Here is a 25,498-nt window from a genome sequence, read left to right on the forward strand (position 1 = left end):
TCCTTAGAACATGCCTGCTAAACCAGGAGGTAAACCCATACCTGAGTTAGCTTTTTGCATTTTCTCTTCAGAAATTACTTCTGCTTGACGCACAGCGTCATTAACCGCAGCAGCAATCAAATCTTCAATCATGTCTGGTTCATCTTGAAGTAATTCTGGATTAATTTCGATACGTTTTACGATATAACGACCAGTCATGGTTACTTTAACTAAACCACCGCCAGCTTCGGTATGTACTTCAGTTTGAGCAAGCTCTTCTTTGGCCTTTTTTATATTTGATTCCATATCTTTTTGCATGCGCTGCGCTTGCTGCATGAGCATATTGATATTCATAAACCTAACTCCGTATCTCTATCAAATATGATTGATAGTCACATAACACTTCGGAACTTAAACTCTTTTATTACCCCGACCGATCATCAAGATCATTGAGGTCATTACGTTTAAATCAAAATTAATCCGCAATTCTGACACAATAAATTAATGTTTTCTATTGGTATCTATGAAACTATTTTCGTTAACTCATCCATTTAAAGTTTTCTATACAAAAGTTTTGAGACTTAGGAACTGGTTCTCTAATTTAACTGACACTACTGTGAAGCTTGAAGATTTTTATTGTCAGGTTTGTATTCATTTAAAGGCATTTTCTGAAAAGAGGCATTTGCTTTTTTAATTGAATGATCGGCATCTTCAACTGATTTGTTCGCATCATTAATCAACAATACAGTTTCGCTGATTTGAGTTGGTTCATCTTTTTGGGCAAATACTCTATATCCAATTAAACCAATTGCCCCTATAGCGACTAAAAAAATTATAGGTTTAAGCATGGTTAAAAACTCGCTTTGTTATTTTTATTAACTTTAGAACTTTTTTACGTTTCGATTTTAAAGTCATTTATAACAAAATGTAGTTTTTTTATTTCAATCGTTGGTTAAAAGTAAAAGTGAATTTAAAGAGAAGCCACACTAAAACCAGTATGGCTCAGTCTTAAATATATAAATTAATTAGATTAAATCTAATCCGCGTGAGATATCACCAATAATATCGTTAATATCTTCTAAACCAACTGAAACACGGATTAAACCTTCTTGAATTCCTGCTGCTTGTTTGGCTTCAGCAGAAAGTTTGCCGTGTGTTGTTGTCGCAGGATGGGTAATTGTTGACTTCACATCACCTAAATTACCAGTAATTGAAATAAATTTGGTGTTATCAATGACCTTCCAAGCACCTTCACGTTCGCCTTTAACAACGAAAGAAACAATACCACCAAAACCATTTTGCTGTTTTGCTGCAAGTTCGTGTCCTTCGTGAGTTGGAAGGCCTGCGTAGTAAACTTTTTCTACTTTGTCATGGGTAGATAACCATTCGGCAAGAATTTGAGCGCTCTCACAGTGTGCTTTCATACGTAAGCGTAAAGTTTCTAGACCTTTTAAGAAAACCCATGCATTAAACGGGCTCATTGATGGCCCAAGTGTACGGACGACACCAAAAACTTCTTCTAACAACTGATGATTACCGACAACAGCACCGCCTAATGCTCGCCCTTGTCCATCTAAATATTTAGTTGCCGAGTAAATCACAAGGTCTGCACCAAATTTTAATGGTTGCTGTAAAACAGGCGTACAGAAACTATTATCAACTGCAAGTAATGCACCATTCGCATGTGCAATATCTGCAAGTGCTTGAATATCTGCAATCTCAGCTAAAGGATTCGATGGTGACTCAACAAATAAAAGTTTAGTTTCTGGACGTACTGCGTTTTTCCAATCGTCCAAATCACATAAATCGACAAATGTAATATCTACACCAAACTTGGCAATATATTTTTCAAACAAGGCAACAACTGAACCAAAAACTGCTCTTGAGCAAATAACATGATCACCCGCTTTTAAATATGCCATAGCAACTGACAAAATCGCGCCCATTCCAGAACTTGTCGCAACAGCACGTTCAGCACCGTCTAAAGCTGCTAAGCGTTTTTCGAACATCGATACAGTCGGATTGGTAAAACGAGAATAGATATTTCCTTGAACTTGACCAGAAAATTTTGCAGCCGCTTCAGCAGCATTTTCATATACAAAAGATGAAGTCAAAAAAATCGGTTCGCCATGCTCACCTTCAAAACTACGAGTATGTCCGGTACGAATGGCTAAAGTATCAAGTTGGTATTCTAAATCATCAGACTGGTTCATTAAATGTTCGCCTTTACTGGTCATGTACTAAAAACTATCATCATTTTGAGTGCCTAGGGTATTTAAGGTCAAGGTAAACCTGAAAATTATCGCTTAGACTTCAATCAATCTTTAGTATAGTTGGTAAAACAAGATGAAACGCTTAAAGTCCCTTGTCTCTGAACAAAGTCAAATCAAGCACCTCTCTACCCGACTATTCCACCCCAAAACACTGGTGTTGTCTCAAAGCACGCATTACGAAGTTATTGGTCAATTTAATGAAACTCGCATTCGTTACTATGCTGCTGCTCAAAAGCGCTTTAAAGAACCTTTAGTTTTTGTTGCACCTTTAGCGATTAATATGGCGATCTATGATTTATATCCTTATCGTTCTCTTATTAAACATTTCCAGAATGCAGGTTTCGACGTATACCTTGTCGATTGGGGACGTTTAGGATTTAAAGATAGACATCTAAACTTTTTATCATTTATTGAAGATTTTATTCCTAAAGCCATCGAGGTAATACGAACGCATTCAAGTAGCAATCAAATTTCACTACATGGATGGAGTATGGCAGGCATATTCGTTACTTTATATACAGCGCATAACCAACCTAATTATGTCAAAAACCTTATAGTGTTAGGCAGCCCTATCAATAGTTATGCATCTGGTTATATTGGGAAACTCTACAGAACCATAAATAATGCTATTAGTCATAATAAAAAACTTCAGCAACGTATTTATTCTGGTTTACCAAAGCGGTTGATTCATACTCCAGGTATTTTAAATTCTTTGGGATTTAAAATTCTTGACCCTAAAGGCTGGTTCGACGGTCATATTCAATTACTCAAAAACCTTCATGACCTTCAATTTGTACAAGAGCACGCCACATTAAGTAGTTTTTTAAATAATATGATTGATTATCCTGGTGGTATTAATCAGGACATGTTATTCAACGTATGGCTACAAAATCCGTTGAATCAAGGCTCTATTCAATTAAAAGATAAAAAAATTGAATTAAAAAATATTGCTTGTTCTCTTTTAGTCGGTGCAGGTCGTAGCGATCAATTAGTCACAGCAGATGCTGCTCAGCCATTAAGTCAATTAACCAGTAGCCAAGATGTGACATTTACCCTTATTCCCGGAGGTCATTTAGGACTGATGTCTAGCCAAGCAAGTGCACAAGAATTTTGGCCTAAACTGGCAGATTGGTTGACGGAACGTTCGACTATAATTTAAAAAACAACTACGAAAAAGCCCTGATATAAAGGGCTTTTTCATTTTTTATAAACCATAACTATATATTTGATCAGTTTTGAAGATTGCTAATATTAGAAATCTTCAACATACAACCGAGTTAAAAAGATATCTTTTTAAATACAAAATACCCTACCTTACTTTCGAAACTTCCGTCTTTTTGAAGGTTGAAATATTTTCTGACAATATCTGATGCATTTTCTTGTAGATACTTAAGCGTTTTTATCTGATCTTCAGGTGTTTTCATACGCTGTACCCAACTATCAAAATCTAGCATGAGCGATTGTTTGTCTAAAGCAGTTAACTCAAAGCCAGCGTCCTCAATGAAGTAAACCCATTCTTTAATACTGTAATTTCTTACATGACTCGGGTCTCGAATCACTTCTATAGTTTGCAAAAAGGTATCTAATATGGGAAAACTTGAACTAACAATATCAACAAAAATAACGGTACCATTAGGTTTTAAAACCCGGTTTATTTCTTTCATGGCCGTTGGTACATGTTGCCAGTGATGAGCAGAATATCGACTAATGACTACATCAAACTGTTCATCTGTAAAAGGCATATCTTCAGCTATACCTTGTTGTACAAAGATATTCTTTATTTTTCGGTCATTGGCAGCTTTTGAAACAGTATCGAGCATTTCATGAGATAAATCATAAGCAAAAACCAGATCAGCATGATGAGCAACGTTATAAGCCACATGACCACCACCACAACCTAAATCTAAAACAACCGCATTTGGGTATTTCTCAATTTCTTTAATAAATTTATCAAATTCAACCCCTTCAGAATGAGCGGTGCTATTCAAATAACTTAAAGATTTATTGTGGTACTGCTTTAAATTAATCTCATGTTGATTCAACATGGCTTATTCCTCTTTTTCGATAAACTAAACATAGAAGAAAAAGCTGATAAAAAATAATGATTAGTTTTTAAATAATTAATAACCTAAAGTTATCAATAAATCGTAAAATTCCCTATAAAAACAAAGAAACCACCTGCTGGTAGTTTCTTGAAGTAAAGAACAAGTTCATATTGAAAAATTTACTTAGATATAAATTTTATATTGAATTTTCTAGCTTGCTTACGAACCTCAGGATTATTAGGTAAATTAAATGGACTTGAACGCCATATAGCTTTTTCAATACTTGATTTAAACTTTGGATCTTCTTTATCAAGAAAAATAATTTGCTCAATTTGACCTGTGTCAGTTAAAAAAACTTTAACACTAGCACTCATACCAGATGAAGATGACGGGACATCCCAAGTTCGAAAGATTTTTTTCTGATATTGTTGCTTATATTTTTCAGCTTCTAATATCGTTTTATCATCATTACTTTTTGGTGATGATAATGACTTAGTATTAATTGCGCACCCGCATAATAAAAATATAGAAGTAAAAATAATGATACTTTTCATTTATAAAACCAATTTTTTCAATGATTAAAATTTAACATTTTATCTTTTTAAAAACCACAAAACTGGTGGTTTTATACTTAGCAGCTTTTACTAAATAGTAATGCTAGTAAATTTAATATTTCAGCTAATTGAACAGTTTATTTAGTTTAACTATTCAATTTCAAATTTTGTTCACTTATTAAAATGCTACCTCATAACATGAATTGATATTTGAATGTTCAGGCATGTTAGCAATATCTTGCTCAGTAAAAATTCCATGCTCAGGTACTTTCGTTCCATTAAATGCGGTATTCACCGGAGTAACTGGTGACTTGCTAACATAATTTTCATCAGCTTTATGGGTGAGTGATGCACAACCATTCAGCGTCAGTACCACAGCAAAAGCGAATAACAATTTTTCCATACAGCTTACCCATTGTTGTAAAAAACAAAACAATCTATCAAATTAAACAAAAATTGTCATATATTTAAAACGATCATACTTTGATCGAATTTTAACAAATCTTAATAAAATGCAAACCAATTTGCATAAAATGTTAAATTGTGTAAAATACCTAAATAATTTAATGATATGCTTTAACTTATGGCTTTTCTACTTTTTTTATTTTTATTATTTACGTTCGTGCTCCTTTTAAATGCTCACTATAAATAAGTGGAGTATTTAGCTGTAAGCTGTTATTTTTATGCATATTTCATTAATTTAAAAACAAGAATATTTTCTTCTCATTCAGCCAACTTTTCAGTTTAAAGTTATACAAAAAATAAAAAGCCCGCTTTGTAAGCAGGCTCTACCCTTTTGATTTTTTGCGCTGATCATTCAGGACTTTTGCTGTTTGTAACAGCGATCGGATATTACACTTATACTTAAATATTAAAAAGAATAATATTATTTAAATTGATGTTTTTACTCATCAAGTTCTATCGGATCACCATCTTCAGGGCGAATATGTCTTGTTCCGTCATCGGCAGGATCAACACTAGATCCATCCTTAGTGATCGAGTTATACATTTCATCCTCTTTTTTATCGTCTATAAATTCTTCATCTTCAAAATCAAGAGGCTCTTCATCATCTTCAAAGTTTAAAGGCTTTTCTTCATCTATCATGTGATTCATCCTTTTTAAGTTATGTCATCTCATGCTCAATTAAATACCGGATATATTCAACAGTGAACACACATCATTTATGTAACAAACACTTAAGAAATATTAAAAGATATAAAACTAAAAAGATGTTATTCGAAGTACTTTAAGAATTCCTCAATAACAGGCAAAGGGCCGAAACTTTTATGAGCCTTCGTTAATACGACCCATTCATGTTTTGACTTTATACAGAAAGCTTTCTTCGACCAAAGTCCCGCATTCGCTCCTGTACCCGTTTGTTTTAGCCATAAACTGCAATGATAGTAATAAATAGTTTTCATTTAAAGAAATATAGAAATTTTCTTGATTACATAAACAAGAACCGATGTTACTCATATAGCGTATTTAATTCATCACTATGAAATTTTAATAATCGTTTTAAATATTTATTATGTATATATTTTTATTATTTAATCCAAAATAAAATATAACCAATTGATTTAATTTAAATTTTAAAAAAGATATTGATATGTAAAGCTTTTTTGTATTATAAGATAAAACATGATTTTTAATAACACTTGAGTAATTAATAGTCATTGAAATATTGGGAATAAACCTTATATTGAGTACAGGTTCATACCTTAACTGAGGAAAAGCTCATGAATAAATTATTGGTTGCAGTATTCACTGGAATGGTATCTCTTGCCGGCTTCAGTGCTCAAGCTGCAACACCTGAGCAAGAATGTCAAAAATTGCAAGATGATTACAATTTGATTTATGCATCAAAAGGCTTTTGCTTTAAAGACCAAGATGCTAAAGAAAAATATGGTAATGAAAACTGTCATACGACTAAGCCAAAATTCTCTGATAAAGAGCAGCAACGTCTAGACGCAATTAAAGAACGTCAAAAAGAATTGAAGTGTAAATAGTACTTAAAGGAATAATTCATGGCATATGATGATCAAAATATCTTCGCAAAAATTTTACGTGGTGAACTTCCAGCGATAAAACTCTATGAAGATGATCAAGTTCTAGCTTTTATGGATATTATGCCCCAAGCCGATGGTCATGCATTAGTTATTCCAAAAACTCCTGCAGTAACTTTACTTGATTTACCCCCTGAGGCAGCAGCTTACACCATCCAGATTGTGCAAAAGATTGCGAAAGCAATGGAAACAGCACTAAACCTAGATGGTATTGTTCTCATGCAATTATCTGGCGCCGCTGCTGGACAAACTGTCCCTCACGTTCACTTTCACCTAATTCCAACAAATGTTCACCAGCTTGGTAAACATGCTGCGCAATTAGGAGATCAAGATAAAATCAAGGCTTTAGCCGAAAAAATTAAAGCAGCTCTTTGATTTAAAGAGTTAAAAGCGGAGCTTAGGCTCCGCTTTTTTTATTTAAAAAGTGTAATAAAATCAAAATAAAATAAAGTATTTCTAATTCTTATTTGTCATAAAACTGTCATTTCTTCTTCACTCCACTGTCACAAAGTTTACAGATACTTCTTAGCAAGTTGGTGAGCTTCTGTAACTTTTTGTACATAAGCCAACTACAAAATAAAAGTTAGCTAGGCATACGCCATTTAAAAATACCTTTTGGAGAAATCTCAATGAAGAAATTGCTTCTCGCTGCCGCAGTTGCAACTCTAAGCGTAAACGCGGTGCAAGCAGCGCCAACTTTGTACGGTAAACTCAATGTTACCATTGACCAAGTTGACAACAAAAATTTCGATGGTAAAAGTGACGTTACCGAAGTTAACTCTAACGCGTCTCGTATTGGGGTAAAAGGCGAAGAGAAATTGACTGATAACTTGTCAGCAGTTTATTTAGCTGAATGGCAAATTAATGCTGATGGTGATGGTACAGATCTTGGTCAACGTAACCGTTATATCGGTATTAAATCAAATAATGTTGGTACATTGAAAGTTGGTAAATTTGACTCTTACTTCAAAAATGCCGCTGGTAACTACCAAGACATCTATAACGACCACACTATTTTAGATATTACCAACACAATGTATGGTGAAGAACGTCTAAATAACGTTATTGGTTTTGAATCTGATCCTAAACTTCTTGCTGGTGTAACATTCAACGTAATGTTCCAACAAGGTGAAACGCCTGCTGATCCAACTCCAGGCGCATCTGGTAACGATGACAAACGTAATGGTTTTGGTGACTCAGTTTCAGGCTCTCTCGGCTACGAAAATAAAGACATTGGTTTAGCATTGGCTGCTGCTGCTAACTACAGCGTACAAGGTAAATACAATGCTTATGGCCTTAGCAATATTTTCTCTGATGCTTACCGTGTAACTGGTTCTTACGATTTTAGCAAGCTTGGTGCAACTGGTCTTGTGTTGGGTGGTTTATGGCAACATGCTGAACCAACTGATGAGTTGACTAAATATAAAGGCTTACAAGAAGATGCATGGGTTGGTGCTATAACTTACAAAATTGGTGAAACACCTTTTGTTGTAAAAGGACAATACCAATCATCTAAAGCTTCTGTAGATGGTCAACAAGACCGTAAAATTGATCAATATGGCGTAGGCTTAGACTACAAAATCAATAAACAAGCACGTTTCTACGGTATTGTTGCTCAACAAAAACGTGACTGGCTTGCTCAAGACGACAAACGTACTGTTGTAGGTGCTGGTATGGAATATAACTTCTAAGTTATTAACCATCTTGCATAAAATAAAAGGGCTTACGCCCTTTTATTTTTTAGTAGGTACTAAAAAAGCCGATATAAAAATGATCGGCTTTTTTTAAAGTATATCTCTTATTTTAAGAAACCACTTACCAGATTCATCACATGTTGAATGTCTTGATTCGCTTCTTGATGATCTGTACTGTCACCCTGAGGTGTTAAAGAGTCAATAACCTGAGGTAACACAGATGCGATCGCACCATAAACTTGTTCTTTTGGCGCTTGAGCCTGCTGGGCAACTTGCTCAATATCTGCTGGGTTAAATAGGCTTTGTAATTGCTGGGTAGGAACTTCACTATTAGTTTGATTTGGGTCAACCCAACTTTGAACTTGGCTACCTAAGCCAGCGCCTTTTAACTTTTCTAAAGCTGCTTGTAATCCACCTTGTTGTTGAACCCAACCTAAAATTAAAGGTACAACCGCAATTAATAAACTTTGTACGCCACCACCTGTTTGAGGTGCATTGTTGTTGCCTGTCACTTGTCCCAATACCGAACCTAATACACCACCTAGACCCCCTTGAGCACCAGAAGAAGTATTACCGCCCATTTGTCCCAATACCGAACCTAAAATTCCACCCAAACCACCTTGACCTGATGCTTGCTGGTTCCCACCTAAAGCTTGCTGAGCCAAAACTTCTACAATACTGCTTAAATTTGTCATGTGTATCTCTTATGCATGATTTATACATGAGCATACGCGGATTCTTATGAACACAGCAAAAGCCAAATTGTTAAATTTTGAAAGAGATTTGCTTGCCTTTTACCAGCGAAATTTATTCCAGTTCTCTGGGTTCGCCCAAAATTTTGAATTAAACCAGTCTGGCACATGTTTATAGGTCAAAATGTTAAATTGCCATAAAGCAAAATCACTATCATGTGATGTTTTATCGATGAGTTGCGTGAAGCCTAAAGAACGTAATAGCTGTTCATCACTGCGTTTGCTTACCACAACAATCCGTTTTGCCAACAAATCTCTTAGCTTCACTAATAATTGTAACTTTTGAACATCGCCAATGTTTTGCATTTCATCTGTATCAAACAATACAAAACCCAAGTCATAACGCTGAGTAAAAGGCAGACTTAAAAGCTCAGTTACGGTAAAATAGTGCCATTGAATTGCGTTATTCTGGTCAATTTTCTGGCCAATACAAAGTGCAGTATGAATGGGCTGTTCGTTTGATAAATCGTCTAGCATAGAAGTGATGACATTTTGTTCAGCCATAACTGCAACCCTTAATTGAAAGATGTGAGTTTAAACTTTATGGAACTACAAGGCATTTGCCATAAAATGCATGCAGACCTAAAAGATGCTAGTGTAACTGATCAACAGACAACCAAGGCAAATGTTGAATACAAATTTGTATTAGACCGTTCAGAAATTGATCTTCCTTTTAATTTAGGACAAGAACTAGAAATCGAATGGACAGGTAATATCTATTGCACTTCATGTGGCACTAAAACACCGAAGTCTTATTCTCAAGGTCACTGCTTTAAATGTTTTAAAACAAAAGCTGAATGTGACCTATGCATTATGAAACCAGAAACATGCCACTACCATTTAGGTACATGTCGTGAAGATGACTTTGCCCATAATGTTTGTTTCCAACCCCATATTGTGTACTTGGCAAATTCGAGTGCTTTAAAAGTAGGTATTACTCGTGTTAGTCATATGCCAGGTCGTTGGTTAGATCAAGGAGCAACTCAGGCTTTACCAATTATGAAAGTTGGATCACGCCGTTTATCTGGTCAGCTTGAAACGATGTTTGGTTCTTTAATTGCTGACAAAACTGATTGGCGTAAACTCCTTAAGGGTGAAGCTGAACCTCTTAAACTGACAGAACAGCGTGATCAATTAATCGAGGAGTTTGCACCAAAAATTCAAACGATTCGTGAGGAATTCAGCCAAAATCTTGAATTTAACGAAACTGTTGAATTATTAGAAGATGAGTTACCGCGCGAATTTGTCTACCCAGTAGAACAATATCCTGAAAAAATTAAATCTCTAAACCTAGATAAAACACCAAAAATTCGTGGTGTATTACAAGGTATTAAAGGCCAATATTTAATCTTTGATATTGGTGTTATCAACATTCGTAAATATACGGGTTACGAGCTTATTATACGTGCCTAGATAAGTTTTAAAGCCCCTGAAATGGGGCTTTTTAATTAAGATAATCTGTTTCTGAATAGCCAAGCTGCTAAAGGTAAAGTAACTACTCCCAGTATAATCATTGGGATAAAGTTGTATTTGACTTGTGCAAAGCCTGCACCTTCCAAATAAACTCGTTGTACCAAGTTAATTCCAAATCTTAATGGATTTGCGTACGTTGCTATTTGTAATACTTTCGGCATATTTTCTACAGGAGTCAGTAAGCCTGAAAGTAACATTAAAGGCATAATGAGTAAAAACGTAAATAGCATGGCTTGTTGCATATTTAAAGATAACGCTGAAATAGATAAACCCACACCAACTACAGCTACATTAAAACTCAATAAACCAAAATAAAGCAGCCCAATAGAGCCATTCATAGGAATTTTAAACCAGAACAAAATAATCAATAAAATAATGGTTGACTGCATCAGCCCTACAAAAATTGGCGGTAAGGCCTTACCAATCATAATGTGTAATGGCGTATACGGTGTCACTAGTAACTGATCAAATGTGCCCTGCTCACGTTCACGAGCAACTGATAAAGCAGATAAAAGTAATGTCTGCATCATACTTAAAGCTGCAATTAATGATGGCATTAAACTCCAACGAGACTCTTGATTTGGGTTGTACCATGTTCTTGTTTCAAGACTAATCGGCAAAGCTGAGTTAAATTTTTGCTGATTAAACTGACCAATAATTTTATTTAGATATGAACCGGCTACGACTGCGGTTGATGAATTCCTGCCATCAACAATGACCTGTATAGGTGAACTTTGGTTATCATTTAATTTGTTCTCAAAGTCTGATGGAATCGTAATCACGACCAATGCCTGACGACTATCAATTACTTGTTTGATTTGTTCGGTATATTCAAGTGTTGCAACACGTTTAAAAATACCAGAGCCATCGAGCTTTGAGATCAGTTCATGCGAAACTTGCCCATTACTCTGATCTAAAATTGCATAGTCCACACGGTTAACATCATAAGTTGCAGCATAACCGAATAAAAGTGCCTGCATGAGGGCTGGTACAAATAGAATGACTCTATTTGCAGGGTCACTAAAAATGGTTAAGAATTCTTTTTTAACTAAAAAACTTAAGTGTTTTAGCCAAGCGATTAGTTGCTGCCCCATAACTTTATCTCAACCGTTTTTTTAGTGAAAAGTTCACGGCACATATCAAAACAACGATATATCCCGCCAGAAAACCGCACTCTTTAAACCATAGCTTCCAATCATCACCTCCCATAAATAAGGTTTTAATTAAAATCATAAAATGTGTAGCTGGAAGCAATTGGCTAATAATTTGCACGACTAAAGGTAAGTTGCGGGTATCAAAAACAAATCCTGACAGCATAAGTGCGGGCATAAAACTTGCCAATAAAGCAATTTGACTTGCCTGAAACTGACTTTGAGCAAAACCGGATATAGTTAAACCAAGTAATAAAGAAACAACTAAATAGAGAAATGAAGCCGATAAAATTGAGAATAATGAACCGCGCATGGGCACTTCAAAAATAAAATAGGCAGCAATAATACAAATCACAATATCAATCATGCCCAGAACAACATAAGGAAAGAGCTTTGCTAATACAATTTCAAATGGTCTTACAGGTGTGACAAATAAGGCCTCTAGTGTTCCTCGCTCCCTTTCACGGGCGATAAGTAAACCAGTTAAAAATGCACCGATTAATGTCAAAATAAGTACCATTAAGCCAGGGACTAAAAACCAAGTACTGTTAGCAGACTCGTTAAACCATATTCGTTGTTCAATATTAACGGCGCTTGACGTTGCTAATATTTGCCCACGGTCAACTTGTATAGACGGCGCAGTAGCTAAAGCACCTGCAACATAACCTTCTAAGGCTGTTGCTATGGTGGTGGATGTACCATTTAATAATAGTTGAACCTTTGCATTACCTTGCTGTGCCTGAGTGGCGAAATCTGAAGGAAAATGCAAAATGGCATCAATTTCGCCATCTCGAATGGCCTGCTCTGCTTCAGGCAAATTATGAAACTCTTGACTTGTTAAATATCGTGAGCCATTCAAACCCGCTAAAGCCTGATGGATTTGTGGTGAAGACTGATCAACTACAACTCCGACCCGGGCCTGATTTAAGTCAAAAGAAAGTCCATAACCAAACAGTAGAATTAAAATAACAGGCAAAACAAGTCCAATTCCAAGACTGCTTTTATCACGAATGAGCTGCTTAGTTTCTTTACGAACTAATGCGATCAATCGATTCCAAAATCCTAAGCTCATTGCAGACCTCCTAAACAGAGTGCCTTAATGCACGTGCTTGTTCTACAATCGCTATAAAAGCCTCATTCATGTCAGCAATATGCTTATCTTGACTGGCTAAATTGCGTACTTGTTGTGGTGAACCTAAGGCCAATAACTTTCCAGCATCCTGTATTGCAATGCGGTCACAATATTCTGCTTCCTCCATAAAATGAGTGGTAATAATGATAGTAATCCCTTGATTTGCCAGCTCACCAATGCTGTACCAAAATGAGCGTCGTGCAAGCGGATCTATCCCGCTCGTAGGTTCATCTAAAAATAAAATCTCTGGTTCATGCAACAGTGCCGCAGCCATAGATAATCGTTGTTTATAACCCCCAGGTAAATCACCGCTTTTAATATGTGGCTTTAAATCGTATTGCTGTAAGGCTTTATCAATTTGTTGATTTAGTTTTTTGCCAGCTAATCCATAGGCCCCACCAAAAAATTTTAAGTTTTCCAAAACTGTTAAATTACTATAAAGCGCAAATTTTTGAGAAACATACCCTACTTTGGCTCTGGCCTCAGCACGAGCTGTACGTAAGTTTTTACCAGCAACTTCTAGATACCCACTGCTTGCTGGTAACAATCCACATAACATCCGAAATGTTGTGGTTTTACCAGCTCCATTCGGCCCAAGTAATCCAAATATTTCACCACGTTGAACATCAAATGATGTATTGGCAACGGCAGTAAAATCACCAAAGGTTCTAACTAAATCTTTAACAACAATGACGGGTTGTTCTGATTTCAAATGATTGTTTTGTTCTAATTGAAAATTCTGCTCAGGAACAGATACTAGTTTTCGTTGCTTTTGAGTCTGCTGCAACAACATCATAAACGCATCTTCAAGTCCGGCTGATCGCCTATGAGCGACTAGCCCCTGAGGTAAAATATCTGTTGATAATTCTTTTTGGCGACTGATAAAGTTTACTTGTTCACCCTTTGGAACAGCATCAATAATGTCAACAGAATTTCCAAGCAATTGGGCTTGTAAAGTCCGTGCCTTAATTTGCTCTGAAAGTTTTACTTGCCATGTTTGTCCATGCGCTATTTCTTTTAATTGCTCAGGTGAACCTTGCTTTAAAATTTTGCCCTCATACATGATATACACGTAGTCACACTTTTCTGCTTCATCCATATAAGCAGTACTTATAATAACGCTTAAGCTTTCCTCTTGAACAAGTTGTTCAATAATGATCCACAAATCCCGTCTTGATAAGGGGTCTACGCCAACACTAGGCTCATCAAGTAACAATAACTCTGGTGAACGAACTAGAGTACATGCCAGACCTAGTTTTTGCTTCATACCACCAGAAAGTTTCCCAGCTAGACGTTCAGTGAATTGAGTAAGATCCGTTATTTCCAATAAACGTTTAAATCTTTGACTACGTACTTCCCTTGGAACGCCGTGTAAGTCAGCATATAAATCTAAATTTTCTTGTACACTTAAGTCTTCATAGAGCCCAAAGCGTTGTGGCATATAACTAATACGGTCTTGCACAGCTTGCGAGTGTTTATCGATATCAAATCCAAGCACATGCAAAAAACCAGAAGTTGCTTTATATAGTCCAGCTATTAATCTTAATAAAGTTGTTTTTCCTGCACCATCTGGGCCAACTAAAGCAGTAAGCTCACCTTTTTTGATTTGCATATTCAAATCATTAATTGCCTTAATTTCTGCTGATTTTTTATTCTCAGCTTTAAAAGCTATAGATAAATTATGAGCTTGAAGCACTACATTATTATCAGTCATGAGCTTTCTCACCTGAAACAAGTGGTACTTTTACAGTCACTGGTTGACCCATTTTCAATTGATCATTCGGGTCATTTACATAAACCCGAACTTCATAAACTAGAGTTGTTCTTATCTCATCAGTCTGTACAGTTTTAGGAGTGAACTCAGCCACAGAAGATATATAGCCAATTTTTCCATTGATAGGTTGATCCGGATAAGCATCTCGAATGACCTGTGCCGTACCACCCATATGAATGGAACTTAAATCTTTTTCATTTACATATACACGAACCCATTTGGGATCGGTCAAGGCCAATGTATAAACTGCCTTTTGCGCAGTGGTCATATCTCCAACTTCTTGTAACCGTGCCCGTACCACTGCATTTACAGGAGACTTTAGTTCAGCTTGGGTAAGGTTATAATTAATTAAATCTAAATTAGCCTTCGTCACTTCATATTGTGCCTTAGTCGCTTCCCGATCCTCTTTTCTGGCACCTTTAATGATCAATTCTAAATTAGCTTGTCTTTCACGGACTGCTGCCTCAGCACTATTTTTATTACTTTTGGCATAGTCGAGCTCTTGTTGGCTTATTGCCCGACCATCGGTACTGTTCACCAATATTTGTAACCTTTGCAAGTTTTTGCTGGCTTTATCTAAGTCAGCTTGAGTAGAAGCGAGTTGTGCTTTTGCTTGACTAATTTCTTCTGGCCGAGCTCCGACTTGTTGTTTAACAATTGCCTCTTGCTGAGCTTTAAGTTGTGCTTGAGCTTGCTTAGCCTGAATTTCTAAAGAATTGGTATTCAGGGTCGCCAGTACTTGACCTGCTTTAACTTTATCGCCTTCTTGAACTAAGAGTTTCTCTATACGGCCAGACTGTTCAAATGCGAGGGAAACTTGGCGAATATCCACGTTTCCATATAGAGTCAAATCATTATCTTTTTGATTCTTATTATTATATTTCCATACCCAGAAGCTGATGATAACCAGAGCTAAAATAACTAGGACTATGGCAATCACTTTTTTATTCATCTTATTATCCTTCTTATTAAATTCAAATTTTCTTAGTTTAAATTCAATTTAAATTTAAATTACTCCAATCTTTGAATAAAAGATATACTTTTATGGTGAATGAAAATTAGGTTTAAACATGTCCAGATCTAGACGAAGTGATGGTGACTTAACCAAGTCTAAAATTATTGAGGCAGCAGGACCACTAATTGCCCAATATGGTTTTGCAAAGACAGCGAACAAAACAATTGCTAGCGCTGCCAATGTCGATTTAGCTGCAATTAATTATCATTTTGATGGTCGAGATGGTTTATATAAAGCAGTTTTGGTGGAAGCGCATGCCCACTATCTAGATGAGCAATACTTACTAGAACTTGTCGAGAGCACTCACTCATCAGAAGAAAAGCTGAGCTTATTACTTGAAACTTTACTGCATAAGTTGACTGAAAAAGATGTTTGGCATGGCAAGGTCTTTATTCGTGAGTTGTTCTCACCTTCTGAGCATTTATTAAGTTTTATTGAACTTGCAGGTATGAGGAAATTTTTTCTTATTCGTAAGCTCATTAGTCAAGTTGCAGGTTTAAATGAAAATGATCCAGCTGTTTTGCCTTGTATTTTAAGTGTGATGACCCCTTGCATGATGCTCATTATTGCAGGACCTAATGCTCAAGCACCTGAGCCACTTAAAAATATTGCTCAGATGCCATTACATGATTTAGTTGAACATTTTAAAAAATTTTCATTGGCAGGATTAAAAGCAATTAGCCAATCAAATCTTAAAAATTAGCGATTTAAACATTGCAAAATGGCCTGTACTGGATCTTCTGTATCTCCAGAAATAAGCTGTTTATGCATAGTTAAATGTTGCATCACTTGAATTTGAGCCGTCTCAACGTTCATTAGTTTTTCTATTTCAGCGGCTAAATTTTCCGGTGTTGCATCGGCCTGAATCAGCTCTTCAATAACTTTCTTACCCGCAATAATATTCGGTAAAGAATAATAAGGAATTTTGACCAAAAGCTTAGCAATTATATAGGTCAACCAATGCAACTTATAGAAAGTGACCATCGGTCTATGCATTAACATTGCTTCTAAAGTCGCCGTTCCAGAAGCTAACGCAATAATATCACTTGCATTCATGACCATACGGCCAATTTTAGATTCACTATCAGTATTTTCTAAAATATGAATAGAAGCCTTTAAATGAGGTGCTAGTTGTTGAACACCCTGCTCAATCTGTTGCTTACGGGCATCATTAATTGCCGGAATTAAAAACTGGATGTCTGGATATTTGGTATGCAAAATATTAGCAGCACCCAGCAACATAGGAAGAAGCCGCTCTACTTCACCTTTACGGCTACCTGGTAACAAAGCAATATGCTTTTGATTTTCATTAAGGCCTAATTGCTGTTTGGCAATTTGAATTGGATTTTCAAGTGGTAATTGTCTAGCTAATGGATGACCCACAAATGCCGCTGGAACTTCATATTGTTCATAAAAAACTTTTTCAAACGGAAATAAGCAAAGTACTAAATCGATACTTTGTTTAATGCCGTGAACACGTCCTTGGCGCCACGCCCAAACAGATGGACTGACATAGTGAACTGTTTTTATTGGAAGATTCTTTTCTTTAATACTTTTTGAAAGTCTGAGGTTAAAATCAGGTGCATCAATACCAATAAAAATATCAACCGGATGCTGAGTCCATTGATTAATTAAACCATCTCGTACGGCGAACAATTTTTTTAAGTCTTTTAATACCTCAACAATCCCCATCACAGATAGAGTTTCCATCGGGTAATAACTGTTAAAACCTTCAGCAATCATTTGGGGTCCACCGATTCCCTCAAACTCAGCATCAATTCCTTGCTCACGGAAATTACGCATAAGTTTGACACCTAGCGTATCTCCAGAAACTTCCCCAACTACAATGCCTATTTTAAGTTTTCGATTTGCCAAGTCGGTTTATCCAAGAATTTGAAATAATGCATTCTAGCATAGAGGTTTATTAATCTTGAACTTGCTAGATGCATACTCACAACAACAGATCACCACCTGCCCTAATCTAAAATTACACTCATTCACTATTTTTTAATCTAAATTAACAATGTTATTTGAATTGTAGCTTACATTTACAAACAATAAAATAAATGAGAATTATTTACATTATCTTTACTATTATGACCTTCCCACCTCGACCATTTAAACTTTCTGTAATCGCTTGCGCGATTTGTTATGCAAATCTCACTTATGCTCAAGATACAGATGTACAATCTTTGCAGACGATTCAAGTTAAAGCATCCAATGCTGAGCAGTCTTCTGAACAAACAAAAGCATATAATGTTAAAAACTCTAGTAGTGCAACCAAGCTTAATATAGAAGCAAAAGAAACGCCTCAAACTATCAATGTCGTTACTCGTCAACAAATTGAGGACTTTGGCCTTACCAGCACCCGAGATGTTCTAAACAACACACCCGGAGTCACAGTTACCAATCAGGAAACCGAGCGAACTACTTATATGGCTCGTGGTTTCGAGATTTCAAATATATTGACTGACGGCGTAGGTTTTCCCCTCTCAGGTTATAACTACAACAACACCAATCCTGATACTTATTTTTATGATCGTGTAGAAGTCGTTAAAGGTGCTGACTCTTTAACGAATGCATTTGGTGACCCAAGTGCAACCATCAACAATATTCGAAAACGCCCAACTCAAGAATTTCAAGCAAGCGGCGGTGTAAGTTATGGGTCTTGGAACACTCAGCGTTATGAGGCTGACGTCTCTGGCTCAATTCTACCGAGTGGAAAAGTCCGTGGTCGCATTATGGGCTATGAACAAACTGGTGACTCATACCTTGACCGATATTCTTCAGAAAAAAATGGTTTCGCTGGTATTGTTGAAGCTAATTTAACAGATACCACGTTACTTACCGTAGGTTATAGCCAAGAAAAAAATAAACCGAATGCAAACAACTGGGGTGCTCTACCTTTATTGGATGCCAATGGTAAACAAATTTCTTATGATCGCTCATATAACCCAAACCCTGACTGGGCGCATTGGGATAATGAAACGCAAAATGCTTTTGTTGAATTAAAACAGAAAATTAATGATCAATGGGCAGCTAAGCTGACTTATAACTATCTTGATAGTAAACACAATAGTCGCCTTCTTTATTATTATGGTTATCCAAAAGCTGATGGTTCAGGAGTGTCTTTGACACCATGGGGTGGTCAAGAGCATCAAGAACAACATGCTGTAGATTTTAATCTTGAAGGAACTTATAAACTTTTTAATCGAGAGCATGAAGCAACTTTAGGCTATAACTATGTACGTAGTCGTCAGCATGATAATCAATCTACGGGAACAATTAACGACACCAATGTTATCAATTCTACCACTACAAATTGGGCAAGCTGGACCCCTCAATCTATAACATGGTCAGATTTCACGGAAGCAGCGAACTATACGCAAAATATAGATTCAATTTATGCAGCTACACGTTTACATCTCAATGAAGATTTAAAACTTTTGCTTGGCGCAAACTATGTGCGAGCTGAGAGTAAAGGCGAAAGCTATGGTTCACCCATGGAATATAGTGAAAGTAAAGTTTCACCTTATGCAGGCCTAACCTATAACTTTACGCCTGAATATACAGGTTATATGAGCTATACCTCTATTTTCCGTCCGCAAACTGGTATCGACCAAAATACTAATCAAGCTTTGAAACCTGTTGAGGGTAAAAGTTATGAAATGGGGGTTAAAAGCTCATGGCTAGACGACCGTTTAACAGGTACTTTTTCAGTATTTAAAACCGAGCAAAATAATTATCCACTACGTAATTCAGACGGAAATCCATTTAACCGAAAAGTACTAACTAGTGATTTAGAATCACAAGGTGTTGAAGTTGGCTTATCAGGTCAAATCACTGATAACGTCAATCTTACTTTTGGCTATGCTCAATTTAGTATTAAAGATATTAAAAATGGTGGTGAAGCGAGAACGTATAATCCGAACCAAACCCTTAACTTGCTGACGACCTATACACCCTCAGTTTTACCTAAGCTGAAAGTTGGCGCAGGGCTACAATGGCAAGACGCCGTGAAACTATATGACTCGACAGCAAACAGCACCATTAAACAAGATTCCTATGCTTTAGTGAATTTAATGGCGAGCTATGAGGTGAATAACCACATTACGCTTCAAGCCAACGGTAATAATATTTTCGATAAGAAATATTTGTATAGTTTCCCTAATGGTCAAGGTTTTTATGGACCCTCAGCTAACTATACAGTTGCTGTAAAGTTTAAATATTAATCGTGTAGCCAACTCCAGTTTAGGTGTTGGCTTTCTTTTTATTTTTTATGTGCCAGTAAAGATGTCCAAAACTTTAAATCTCCCTATGTCATATCGCATAAAAGTTTTCTATCGATTCTTAGTCGTTTTCGGTATGGGTTATGCCTGTATGGCTTATTTAAGTCTTGGTCTTACTGGCATTTTTCATTTGACCCTAGACAAACCTGAAGCCATTTATTTGGCAGCATTTATCTCTATTTTGTTTTATGTACTTTTCGTGATTATAGGTTTCTGCATTCAATCACTTTTGAAACTCACTGGGCTATCAATCGCGTTATGTCTTCTTTTCTTTTTTGTGACACGGATGGTGAGTTATGCATAAAGGTATACGCCAATCTATGGCATGGCTACATTCATGGACTGGATTAATTTTTGGATGGCTCGTATTTGCTATTTTTTTAATGGGAAGTTTGTCATATTACCGCCATGAAATTAATTTATGGATGCAACCAGCACTTGCACAATACGAAATAAAACAAGATGTAGCAGTTAAAACAGCATATCAATATTTACAAAAACACGCTCCAGATGCCAAGTCTTGGTATTTAACCGTTGCTACCGCAGAAAGCCCCGTTAACACCATGTATTGGGAAAAACCTGACGGTGGTTATGGCAATGCCACACTCGATGCAAACACAGGTCAAGAACTAAAACTTTCGGCAACCGAAGGTGGTGACTTCTTTTATCGTTTCCACTATCAACTTTTTGGTGTTCCGATATTCATTGGACGGCTAATTGTATCTTTAGCAGCTTTTATTATGTTGATCGCCTTAGTCTCAGGCATTATTACCCATAAAAAAATCTTTACCGACTTTTTTACCTTACGCACCTTTAAGTCTCAGCGGTCATGGCTAGATTTTCATAATGTATCATCTGTACTTGCATTACCCTTCTTTTTGACTATTACTTTTACAGGCTTAGCTATTTTCTTCTATTTATATCTACCTTGGGGAATGCAAAAACTCTATCCAGATAATCCATATCAATATTTCAATGATATACGTAGCAAAACAGTCTCAGAAAGTAATGCTCCGCATCCTGCGCAAAATCTACCCATCGAAAAACTATTAGCTCAACTTGAACAATGCTGGGGAAATCAAACTTTAGCAACTATGAGTGTTAAAAACCCAAATACGAATCAGGCTCAAATTACGTTTATTCAGCAAGAAGACCGCTCCATTACTCGTAATCAAGCGCAAATCATCCTAGATGCTACAACTGGCAAAGTCTTAAGTGATACACGTAATCATAGTGCCGTTGCCACACTTTATGCGGGAGTATATGGTTTACACATGGCAACTTTTGCTCAACCTTTACTTCGCTTAGGATTATTTTTCTCAGGCATTTTAGGTTGTGTGATGATTGCGTCTGGCTTGTTACTTTGGAGCCTTAAACGCCAACTTCAAAATAAAAATACTAAGTTTCATTTCGGGCACTATTTAGTTGACCGTTTAAATGTTGCCACATTTGTAGGCTTGCCTTGTGCAACACTTGCTTATTTATATGCGAATCGATTGTTTACCGCCACCATAACTACAATCAATTATGAAATTTATAGCTTCTTTTTAGTCTGGCTCATGAGCCTAATTATTGCATTAACTACTAAAAAGCAGTATTTGTGGCGAACTCAATTGAGTATTTTTATTCTGCTTTGTATTGTACTTCCAATCTTAAATCTAAGTTATTTAATCAAATATGATTATATTCAAAGCCTAGGTGATTATTGGATGTTTGCCCGTATAGACGTATTTTTATGGATATTTGCAGCTTTAGCACTTTTCATATTCTGCAAAATTAGACCTATTCAGCATAAAGCTACACAAAAAATTCAAAAGAAACTGAATAAGTTAAATATTGAGGTGAATTCATGATGATCTTTGTTTTTACCCTGACTGTGCTAGGTATGTATTTACTATTCATATCGAGCGAGAAATATCGATCACCGAAATCAACTGGTTATTTCAAATCCTTAGCTCAGAAATCTCACTCATTGTTAAGAATATCCGCTTATCTGTTGTTTGTTTTGAGCGGATTTATTCTTATCAAAAAAAATGGCTTATCTATTGGTTTTGTTAGCTGGTGGATATTTGCAACACCTTTAACTTTTGCTCTGATACTTTTAATTAATCCACTCAAGCCATCAAAGTAATCTCTTTATTAAAAATAATGATTAAAAATAAAACAAACCAAGTAATATTTGCATTGCTTAGCTTTTTTTTGCATAAGTAAATCATTATTCATGACAAAAGTTTATCTCTAAAAGGAATAAGATATCTGCGTTTCGTGATAAGTGGCGATAAAGATGTCTGGTGCTTTTGAATTTATCTTAGCGGGTATGTTAGTTGGTTTCTGTGTAGGGATTACAGGAGTTGGTGGTGGGTCATTAATGACACCAATTTTAATTGGCCTTTTTAGAATTGAACCTCATATCGCAATTGGTACCGATTTACTTTATGCCGCAATTTCAAAGTTCTGTGGATCAATGGTTCACGCAAAGAAATTGAATATCGTGTGGCCTATTGTTTTATGGCTCGCAGTCGGTAGTATTCCTGCTTCTTTCGTTACCACTTGGGTACTCGAACATTATTTAAGTCAATCTACGCACTATAAAGCCGTATTAACAATGGTGTTAGGCTTTATGCTGACTTTGACGGGTGTTTCTATTATTTTCCGCTCTCGTATTGAGAAGTTTTTTAGTAAATTCCGTAACAAAGAAACTACTCATAGTGAAAATGAACAATTAGCTATACAAAATAAGCGTACCTACATTGTGATTATGGGCATCATTTTAGGTGTATTCGTAACACTATCATCTGTTGGTGCTGGTGCCTTTGGAATTATGGCACTCGTGATTATGTTCCCGAACTTGCCAATGATTCGAATTATTGGATCAGATGTTGTACATGCCGTATTACTTACTCTAGTTGCTGGTCTTGGGCATATGAGTGCAGGTAATGTCGACTTTATGTTGCTTACATGGTTATTGGTAGGTTCAATTCCTGCAATTATTGTAGGAACATTAATTAGCTCTCGCATGCCTGAACGTTTAATCCGTAAAATTTTAGGTATCACTCTATTTGCCCTTGGTGTTAACTTTATGGTTCACCCAGTCAAAGCAAAACCGAAAGCACCTGTGGTACAACAACAAGCTCAAGTTGCTGAAAAAACAGGCAACTCGACTGAAAGATAGTAAAATCAATAGGATTTTTCCAAACTGAAATACCATGCGATGTAGTATTTTCATAATTATTTCATGGTATATTCAGTACACAAAACAACCTTTAGTATGATCGAACCAGTGACAGCAATGACTACACATTTAAATTCCGTTTCAAAGCCAGATATCGACGACGTTAATATTAAAAGCATCCAAACTCTTGTAACACCAGCTGAACTTAAGTCAGAACTTCCTTTATCTGATGTTGCTTCACAAACTGTTCTAAAAGGCCGTGAAACTATTCGCGATATTTTGGACGGTTCTGATAAGCGTTTGTTTGTCGTTATTGGTCCTTGCTCTATTCATGATCCTAAAGCTGCTCACGAATATGCCGATCGCTTAAAAGCGCTAAGCGAAAAGGTTAAAGATACTCTCTATTTGGTTATGCGTGTTTATTTTGAAAAACCACGTACGACAATTGGTTGGAAAGGTCTAATCAATGATCCAGATATGAATGACTCATTTAACATCGAAAAAGGTTTACGTATTGGTCGTAAGCTTTTGCTTGAGTTAAATGAAAAAGGTTTACCTTGTGCAACTGAAGCACTTGATCCTAACTCGCCACAATACTACCAAGACTTAATTTCATGGTCTGCTATTGGTGCGCGTACAACCGAGAGCCAAACTCACCGTGAAATGTCTTCTGGTCTATCATCTCCAGTAGGTTTTAAAAATGGTACAGATGGCGGTTTAACTGTTGCGACCAATGCCATGCAGTCTGTTAAATATGGTCATAGCTTTTTAGGCTTGAACGAAGACGGTCAGGTTTCAATCATTAATACAAATGGTAACCCTTATGCACACGTTGTATTACGTGGTGGTAATGGTAAACCGAACTATGACGCAGGCTCTGTTGCAGAAGCAGAAAATGCTTTAGCAAAAGCAAAAGTTAGCAATAAAATCATGATCGATGCGAGTCATGCTAACTCAAATAAAGACCCGTACTTACAACCACTTGTGCTTAAAAACATTACTGAACAAATTTTAGATGGCAATAAGTCAATTGTAGGGATTATGGTTGAAAGTCACCTAAAAGGTGGCCGCCAAGATATTCCTGAAAATCTTTGTGACCTTGAATATGGTAAATCGGTAACTGATGGCTGTATTGACTGGGAAACTACTGAAAAAACATTACTTGAAATGCATGAAGCTTTAAAAGACGTTTTACCAAATCGTTAATTCATCTTTTTAAGAAGATCAATTAAGCCCTCATTTTTGAGGGCTTTTTTATTTTTCTTTGTCGGAATTCAACATCAAACTAAATAAAAATGACTCACCACAAAAGCAAAAAGTAGCACGGTTTCGCTAAGCTCAATTGCTGCCCCTACTGTATCACCTGTAATACCGCCTATTCGTTTTATAAATAAATGTCTTAAATAAACAAGACTGCTTAAAAAGCCAATAATCGCGATAAGCCCTTGCAATTCCCAATACAATGGCAATAGCAGAACAAAGCCAGTTATTATCCATGAAGCAATTTTAGGTAAATGATCTGTCAAAGAACGCCCTAAACCTTTTTCACGAACATATGATGTAGTTAAAAACAAAATAGACGGTACAACGCGTCCAACTATAGGTACAAGTATTAAAAATAGTGTTTGATGTTGTTCAATCAACACATAGATCAGTACAAATTTGAGCAAACATATGATAACTAAGCTCAGTACTCCAATTGGACCGCAACTTGGGTCCTTCATGATTTGCAAAGTACGTTGTTTATCACCAAAACCACCTACCCACGCATCGGCAGTATCAGCTAATCCATCTAGATGCAATCCACCAGTCAACCAAATCCATAAAGTAAGTATGATTGAGGCAAGTAGAACAATAGGGAGTTTAGCCAAAAGACAGGTGAAAATAAAAAGTATGCCACCGATAATCAGCCCAACCAGTGGATAAAACAAAATAGCTCGACCATTTTGTTGCGCCGTTGGTATTGTTTTTAACTCAATAGGCAGGACAGTTAAAAATTGCAATGCAATCCAAAAAGGTGTCATATCCAACTCTCTAACTGAACTATATTTTAAAATAAACTGAATTATGAAGAAATAAAAATGGGAATAGCAATCCCTATTCCCATGAAAGACTTTAAAAACTGAAA

27 protein-coding genes and 1 pseudogene are annotated in these 25,498 nt (G+C 36.2%); 12 read left to right on the forward strand and 16 right to left on the reverse strand.

Annotated elements, in window-relative coordinates; translation table 11 throughout:
- Positions 1–3 precede the first annotated feature (3 nt).
- The 3 genes from I8T81_RS10250 to I8T81_RS10260 all read right to left on the reverse strand — a co-directional run bounded on the left by I8T81_RS10250 (position 4) and on the right by I8T81_RS10260 (position 2,192).
- On the reverse strand, positions 4–333 hold the full coding sequence (locus I8T81_RS10250; RefSeq protein WP_198071064.1) for a YbaB/EbfC family nucleoid-associated protein: 330 nt from the start codon (positions 331–333) through the stop codon (positions 4–6).
- A 257-nt stretch (positions 334–590) separates the two neighbouring features.
- A complete protein-coding gene (locus tag I8T81_RS10255) occupies positions 591–827 on the reverse strand; it encodes a hypothetical protein (protein WP_198071065.1) in 237 nt (78 codons plus the stop codon).
- 177 nt (positions 828–1,004) lie between these two features.
- Positions 1,005–2,192: an O-succinylhomoserine sulfhydrylase gene (locus tag I8T81_RS10260; RefSeq protein ID WP_025465269.1), complete on the reverse strand. Its 1,188-nt coding sequence runs from the start codon at positions 2,190–2,192 to the stop codon at positions 1,005–1,007.
- A 133-nt stretch (positions 2,193–2,325) separates the two neighbouring features.
- On the opposite strand from I8T81_RS10260, the gene I8T81_RS10265 reads away from it, so the two are divergent.
- Positions 2,326–3,411 carry an alpha/beta fold hydrolase gene (locus I8T81_RS10265; RefSeq protein WP_198071066.1) on the forward strand — a complete coding sequence of 362 codons (1,086 nt, stop codon included), beginning with the start codon at positions 2,326–2,328 and terminating at the stop codon, positions 3,409–3,411.
- Between the two features lie 118 nt (positions 3,412–3,529).
- Here the strand turns inward: I8T81_RS10265 and I8T81_RS10270 are convergent, their stop codons facing one another.
- The 5 genes and pseudogenes from I8T81_RS10270 to I8T81_RS19050 all read right to left on the reverse strand — a co-directional run bounded on the left by I8T81_RS10270 (position 3,530) and on the right by I8T81_RS19050 (position 6,328).
- A complete protein-coding gene (locus I8T81_RS10270) occupies positions 3,530–4,297 on the reverse strand; it encodes a class I SAM-dependent methyltransferase (RefSeq protein WP_077165368.1) in 768 nt (255 codons plus the stop codon).
- 179 nt (positions 4,298–4,476) lie between these two features.
- Entirely contained in the window at positions 4,477–4,851 is a 375-nt protein-coding gene (locus tag I8T81_RS10275; RefSeq protein WP_004701833.1) for a cell envelope integrity protein TolA, read from the reverse strand.
- Between the two features lie 178 nt (positions 4,852–5,029).
- Positions 5,030–5,254, reverse strand: coding sequence for a hypothetical protein (locus tag I8T81_RS10280; RefSeq protein ID WP_198071068.1), 225 nt, complete (start codon positions 5,252–5,254; stop codon positions 5,030–5,032).
- A 501-nt stretch (positions 5,255–5,755) separates the two neighbouring features.
- Positions 5,756–5,956: a hypothetical protein gene (locus I8T81_RS10285; RefSeq protein WP_019459061.1), complete on the reverse strand. Its 201-nt coding sequence runs from the start codon at positions 5,954–5,956 to the stop codon at positions 5,756–5,758.
- A gap of 128 nt (positions 5,957–6,084) precedes the next feature.
- Positions 6,085–6,328, reverse strand: a pseudogene (locus I8T81_RS19050) (hypothetical protein).
- A 263-nt stretch (positions 6,329–6,591) separates the two neighbouring features.
- Between I8T81_RS19050 and I8T81_RS10290 the strand changes: the two are divergent.
- From I8T81_RS10290 to I8T81_RS10300, 3 genes are all read left to right on the forward strand, one after another.
- Positions 6,592–6,861 (forward strand): YARHG domain-containing protein, encoded by a 270-nt coding sequence (locus I8T81_RS10290; RefSeq protein ID WP_004701840.1) that lies wholly within the window; start codon positions 6,592–6,594, stop codon positions 6,859–6,861.
- An 18-nt stretch (positions 6,862–6,879) separates the two neighbouring features.
- A complete protein-coding gene (locus tag I8T81_RS10295) occupies positions 6,880–7,293 on the forward strand; it encodes an HIT family protein (RefSeq protein ID WP_000312749.1) in 414 nt (137 codons plus the stop codon).
- A gap of 254 nt (positions 7,294–7,547) precedes the next feature.
- Positions 7,548–8,609: a porin gene (locus tag I8T81_RS10300; protein WP_004701846.1), complete on the forward strand. Its 1,062-nt coding sequence runs from the start codon at positions 7,548–7,550 to the stop codon at positions 8,607–8,609.
- A 107-nt stretch (positions 8,610–8,716) separates the two neighbouring features.
- Here I8T81_RS10300 and I8T81_RS10305 read toward each other — a convergent pair whose 3' ends face one another.
- Positions 8,717–9,307 carry a YidB family protein gene (locus I8T81_RS10305; RefSeq protein WP_198071069.1) on the reverse strand — a complete coding sequence of 197 codons (591 nt, stop codon included), beginning with the start codon at positions 9,305–9,307 and terminating at the stop codon, positions 8,717–8,719.
- Positions 9,308–9,406: 99 nt separating this feature from the next.
- Positions 9,407–9,868 carry a DUF6231 family protein gene (locus tag I8T81_RS10310; protein ID WP_198071070.1) on the reverse strand — a complete coding sequence of 154 codons (462 nt, stop codon included), beginning with the start codon at positions 9,866–9,868 and terminating at the stop codon, positions 9,407–9,409.
- 39 nt (positions 9,869–9,907) lie between these two features.
- Between I8T81_RS10310 and I8T81_RS10315 the strand changes: the two genes are divergently transcribed.
- Positions 9,908–10,777 carry a DUF2797 domain-containing protein gene (locus I8T81_RS10315; protein ID WP_198072763.1) on the forward strand — a complete coding sequence of 290 codons (870 nt, stop codon included), beginning with the start codon at positions 9,908–9,910 and terminating at the stop codon, positions 10,775–10,777.
- A gap of 35 nt (positions 10,778–10,812) precedes the next feature.
- Here I8T81_RS10315 and I8T81_RS10320 read toward each other — a convergent pair whose 3' ends face one another.
- Genes I8T81_RS10320 through I8T81_RS10335 form a run of 4 tightly spaced genes read right to left on the reverse strand, consistent with a single transcriptional unit; the run spans position 10,813 to position 15,846 of the window.
- Entirely contained in the window at positions 10,813–11,931 is a 1,119-nt protein-coding gene (locus I8T81_RS10320) for an ABC transporter permease (RefSeq protein ID WP_198071072.1), read from the reverse strand.
- 4 nt (positions 11,932–11,935) lie between these two features.
- Complete coding sequence (locus I8T81_RS10325; protein WP_198071074.1) at positions 11,936–13,060, reverse strand: ABC transporter permease; 1,125 nt, start codon at positions 13,058–13,060, stop codon at positions 11,936–11,938.
- 10 nt (positions 13,061–13,070) lie between these two features.
- On the reverse strand, positions 13,071–14,834 hold the full coding sequence (locus I8T81_RS10330) for an ATP-binding cassette domain-containing protein (RefSeq protein WP_198071075.1): 1,764 nt from the start codon (positions 14,832–14,834) through the stop codon (positions 13,071–13,073).
- Entirely contained in the window at positions 14,827–15,846 is a 1,020-nt protein-coding gene (locus I8T81_RS10335; RefSeq protein WP_198071077.1) for an HlyD family efflux transporter periplasmic adaptor subunit, read from the reverse strand. The genes I8T81_RS10330 and I8T81_RS10335 overlap by 8 nt, the downstream gene beginning before the upstream one ends.
- A gap of 118 nt (positions 15,847–15,964) precedes the next feature.
- Between I8T81_RS10335 and I8T81_RS10340 the strand changes: the two genes are divergently transcribed.
- Positions 15,965–16,612, forward strand: a complete 648-nt coding sequence (locus tag I8T81_RS10340; protein WP_134261656.1) for a CerR family C-terminal domain-containing protein — start codon at positions 15,965–15,967, stop codon at positions 16,610–16,612.
- Here I8T81_RS10340 and lpxB read toward each other — a convergent pair.
- Positions 16,609–17,784 (reverse strand): lipid-A-disaccharide synthase, encoded by a 1,176-nt coding sequence (lpxB, locus tag I8T81_RS10345; protein WP_198071078.1) that lies wholly within the window; start codon positions 17,782–17,784, stop codon positions 16,609–16,611. The genes I8T81_RS10340 and lpxB overlap by 4 nt on opposite strands.
- 221 nt (positions 17,785–18,005) lie before the next feature.
- On the opposite strand from lpxB, the gene I8T81_RS10350 reads away from it, so the two are divergent.
- The 6 genes from I8T81_RS10350 (at position 18,006) to I8T81_RS10375 (ending at position 24,576) form a co-directional block, all read left to right on the forward strand.
- A complete protein-coding gene (locus tag I8T81_RS10350) occupies positions 18,006–20,141 on the forward strand; it encodes a TonB-dependent siderophore receptor (RefSeq protein ID WP_198072764.1) in 2,136 nt (711 codons plus the stop codon).
- Positions 20,142–20,202: 61 nt separating this feature from the next.
- Positions 20,203–20,502: a hypothetical protein gene (locus I8T81_RS10355; protein ID WP_004701866.1), complete on the forward strand. Its 300-nt coding sequence runs from the start codon at positions 20,203–20,205 to the stop codon at positions 20,500–20,502.
- Positions 20,495–22,051, forward strand: a complete 1,557-nt coding sequence (locus I8T81_RS10360) for a PepSY-associated TM helix domain-containing protein (RefSeq protein WP_198071080.1) — start codon at positions 20,495–20,497, stop codon at positions 22,049–22,051. The genes I8T81_RS10355 and I8T81_RS10360 overlap by 8 nt, the downstream gene beginning before the upstream one ends.
- Positions 22,048–22,329 (forward strand): DUF1634 domain-containing protein, encoded by a 282-nt coding sequence (locus I8T81_RS10365; protein WP_134261654.1) that lies wholly within the window; start codon positions 22,048–22,050, stop codon positions 22,327–22,329. Before I8T81_RS10360 ends, I8T81_RS10365 begins: the two co-directional genes overlap by 4 nt.
- 153 nt (positions 22,330–22,482) lie before the next feature.
- A complete protein-coding gene (locus I8T81_RS10370) occupies positions 22,483–23,370 on the forward strand; it encodes a sulfite exporter TauE/SafE family protein (RefSeq protein ID WP_004701873.1) in 888 nt (295 codons plus the stop codon).
- A 96-nt stretch (positions 23,371–23,466) separates the two neighbouring features.
- Positions 23,467–24,576: a 3-deoxy-7-phosphoheptulonate synthase gene (locus tag I8T81_RS10375; RefSeq protein WP_081409905.1), complete on the forward strand. Its 1,110-nt coding sequence runs from the start codon at positions 23,467–23,469 to the stop codon at positions 24,574–24,576.
- 74 nt (positions 24,577–24,650) lie between these two features.
- On the opposite strand, the gene I8T81_RS10380 is transcribed toward I8T81_RS10375, so the two are convergent.
- Positions 24,651–25,394, reverse strand: coding sequence for an adenosylcobinamide-GDP ribazoletransferase (locus I8T81_RS10380; protein WP_198071081.1), 744 nt, complete (start codon positions 25,392–25,394; stop codon positions 24,651–24,653).
- Positions 25,395–25,498: the final 104 nt, after the last annotated feature.

It is taken from the genome of Acinetobacter seifertii (genome assembly GCF_016064815.1).
GTDB classification, from domain to species: Bacteria; Pseudomonadota; Gammaproteobacteria; order Pseudomonadales; family Moraxellaceae; genus Acinetobacter; species Acinetobacter seifertii.

What these genes read in the sequence shown, in the direction of transcription:
- I8T81_RS10250 (WP_198071064.1), bottom strand. Translation starts at nt 333, where the DNA reads ATGAATATCAATATGCTCATGCAGCAAGCGCAGCGCATGCAAAAAGAT.
- I8T81_RS10255 (WP_198071065.1), bottom strand. Translation starts at nt 827, where the DNA reads ATGCTTAAACCTATAATTTTTTTAGTCGCTATAGGGGCAATTGGTTTA.
- I8T81_RS10260 (WP_025465269.1), bottom strand. Translation starts at nt 2,192, where the DNA reads ATGAACCAGTCTGATGATTTAGAATACCAACTTGATACTTTAGCCATT.
- I8T81_RS10265 (WP_198071066.1), top strand. Translation starts at nt 2,326, where the DNA reads ATGAAACGCTTAAAGTCCCTTGTCTCTGAACAAAGTCAAATCAAGCAC.
- I8T81_RS10270 (WP_077165368.1), bottom strand. Translation starts at nt 4,297, where the DNA reads ATGTTGAATCAACATGAGATTAATTTAAAGCAGTACCACAATAAATCT.
- I8T81_RS10275 (WP_004701833.1), bottom strand. Translation starts at nt 4,851, where the DNA reads ATGAAAAGTATCATTATTTTTACTTCTATATTTTTATTATGCGGGTGC.
- I8T81_RS10280 (WP_198071068.1), bottom strand. Translation starts at nt 5,254, where the DNA reads ATGGAAAAATTGTTATTCGCTTTTGCTGTGGTACTGACGCTGAATGGT.
- I8T81_RS10285 (WP_019459061.1), bottom strand. Translation starts at nt 5,956, where the DNA reads ATGATAGATGAAGAAAAGCCTTTAAACTTTGAAGATGATGAAGAGCCT.
- I8T81_RS10290 (WP_004701840.1), top strand. Translation starts at nt 6,592, where the DNA reads ATGAATAAATTATTGGTTGCAGTATTCACTGGAATGGTATCTCTTGCC.
- I8T81_RS10295 (WP_000312749.1), top strand. Translation starts at nt 6,880, where the DNA reads ATGGCATATGATGATCAAAATATCTTCGCAAAAATTTTACGTGGTGAA.
- I8T81_RS10300 (WP_004701846.1), top strand. Translation starts at nt 7,548, where the DNA reads ATGAAGAAATTGCTTCTCGCTGCCGCAGTTGCAACTCTAAGCGTAAAC.
- I8T81_RS10305 (WP_198071069.1), bottom strand. Translation starts at nt 9,307, where the DNA reads ATGACAAATTTAAGCAGTATTGTAGAAGTTTTGGCTCAGCAAGCTTTA.
- I8T81_RS10310 (WP_198071070.1), bottom strand. Translation starts at nt 9,868, where the DNA reads ATGGCTGAACAAAATGTCATCACTTCTATGCTAGACGATTTATCAAAC.
- I8T81_RS10315 (WP_198072763.1), top strand. Translation starts at nt 9,908, where the DNA reads ATGGAACTACAAGGCATTTGCCATAAAATGCATGCAGACCTAAAAGAT.
- I8T81_RS10320 (WP_198071072.1), bottom strand. Translation starts at nt 11,931, where the DNA reads ATGGGGCAGCAACTAATCGCTTGGCTAAAACACTTAAGTTTTTTAGTT.
- I8T81_RS10325 (WP_198071074.1), bottom strand. Translation starts at nt 13,060, where the DNA reads ATGAGCTTAGGATTTTGGAATCGATTGATCGCATTAGTTCGTAAAGAA.
- I8T81_RS10330 (WP_198071075.1), bottom strand. Translation starts at nt 14,834, where the DNA reads ATGACTGATAATAATGTAGTGCTTCAAGCTCATAATTTATCTATAGCT.
- I8T81_RS10335 (WP_198071077.1), bottom strand. Translation starts at nt 15,846, where the DNA reads ATGAATAAAAAAGTGATTGCCATAGTCCTAGTTATTTTAGCTCTGGTT.
- I8T81_RS10340 (WP_134261656.1), top strand. Translation starts at nt 15,965, where the DNA reads ATGTCCAGATCTAGACGAAGTGATGGTGACTTAACCAAGTCTAAAATT.
- I8T81_RS10350 (WP_198072764.1), top strand. Translation starts at nt 18,006, where the DNA reads ATGACCTTCCCACCTCGACCATTTAAACTTTCTGTAATCGCTTGCGCG.
- I8T81_RS10355 (WP_004701866.1), top strand. Translation starts at nt 20,203, where the DNA reads ATGTCCAAAACTTTAAATCTCCCTATGTCATATCGCATAAAAGTTTTC.
- I8T81_RS10360 (WP_198071080.1), top strand. Translation starts at nt 20,495, where the DNA reads ATGCATAAAGGTATACGCCAATCTATGGCATGGCTACATTCATGGACT.
- I8T81_RS10365 (WP_134261654.1), top strand. Translation starts at nt 22,048, where the DNA reads ATGATGATCTTTGTTTTTACCCTGACTGTGCTAGGTATGTATTTACTA.
- I8T81_RS10370 (WP_004701873.1), top strand. Translation starts at nt 22,483, where the DNA reads ATGTCTGGTGCTTTTGAATTTATCTTAGCGGGTATGTTAGTTGGTTTC.
- I8T81_RS10375 (WP_081409905.1), top strand. Translation starts at nt 23,467, where the DNA reads ATGATCGAACCAGTGACAGCAATGACTACACATTTAAATTCCGTTTCA.
- I8T81_RS10380 (WP_198071081.1), bottom strand. Translation starts at nt 25,394, where the DNA reads ATGACACCTTTTTGGATTGCATTGCAATTTTTAACTGTCCTGCCTATT.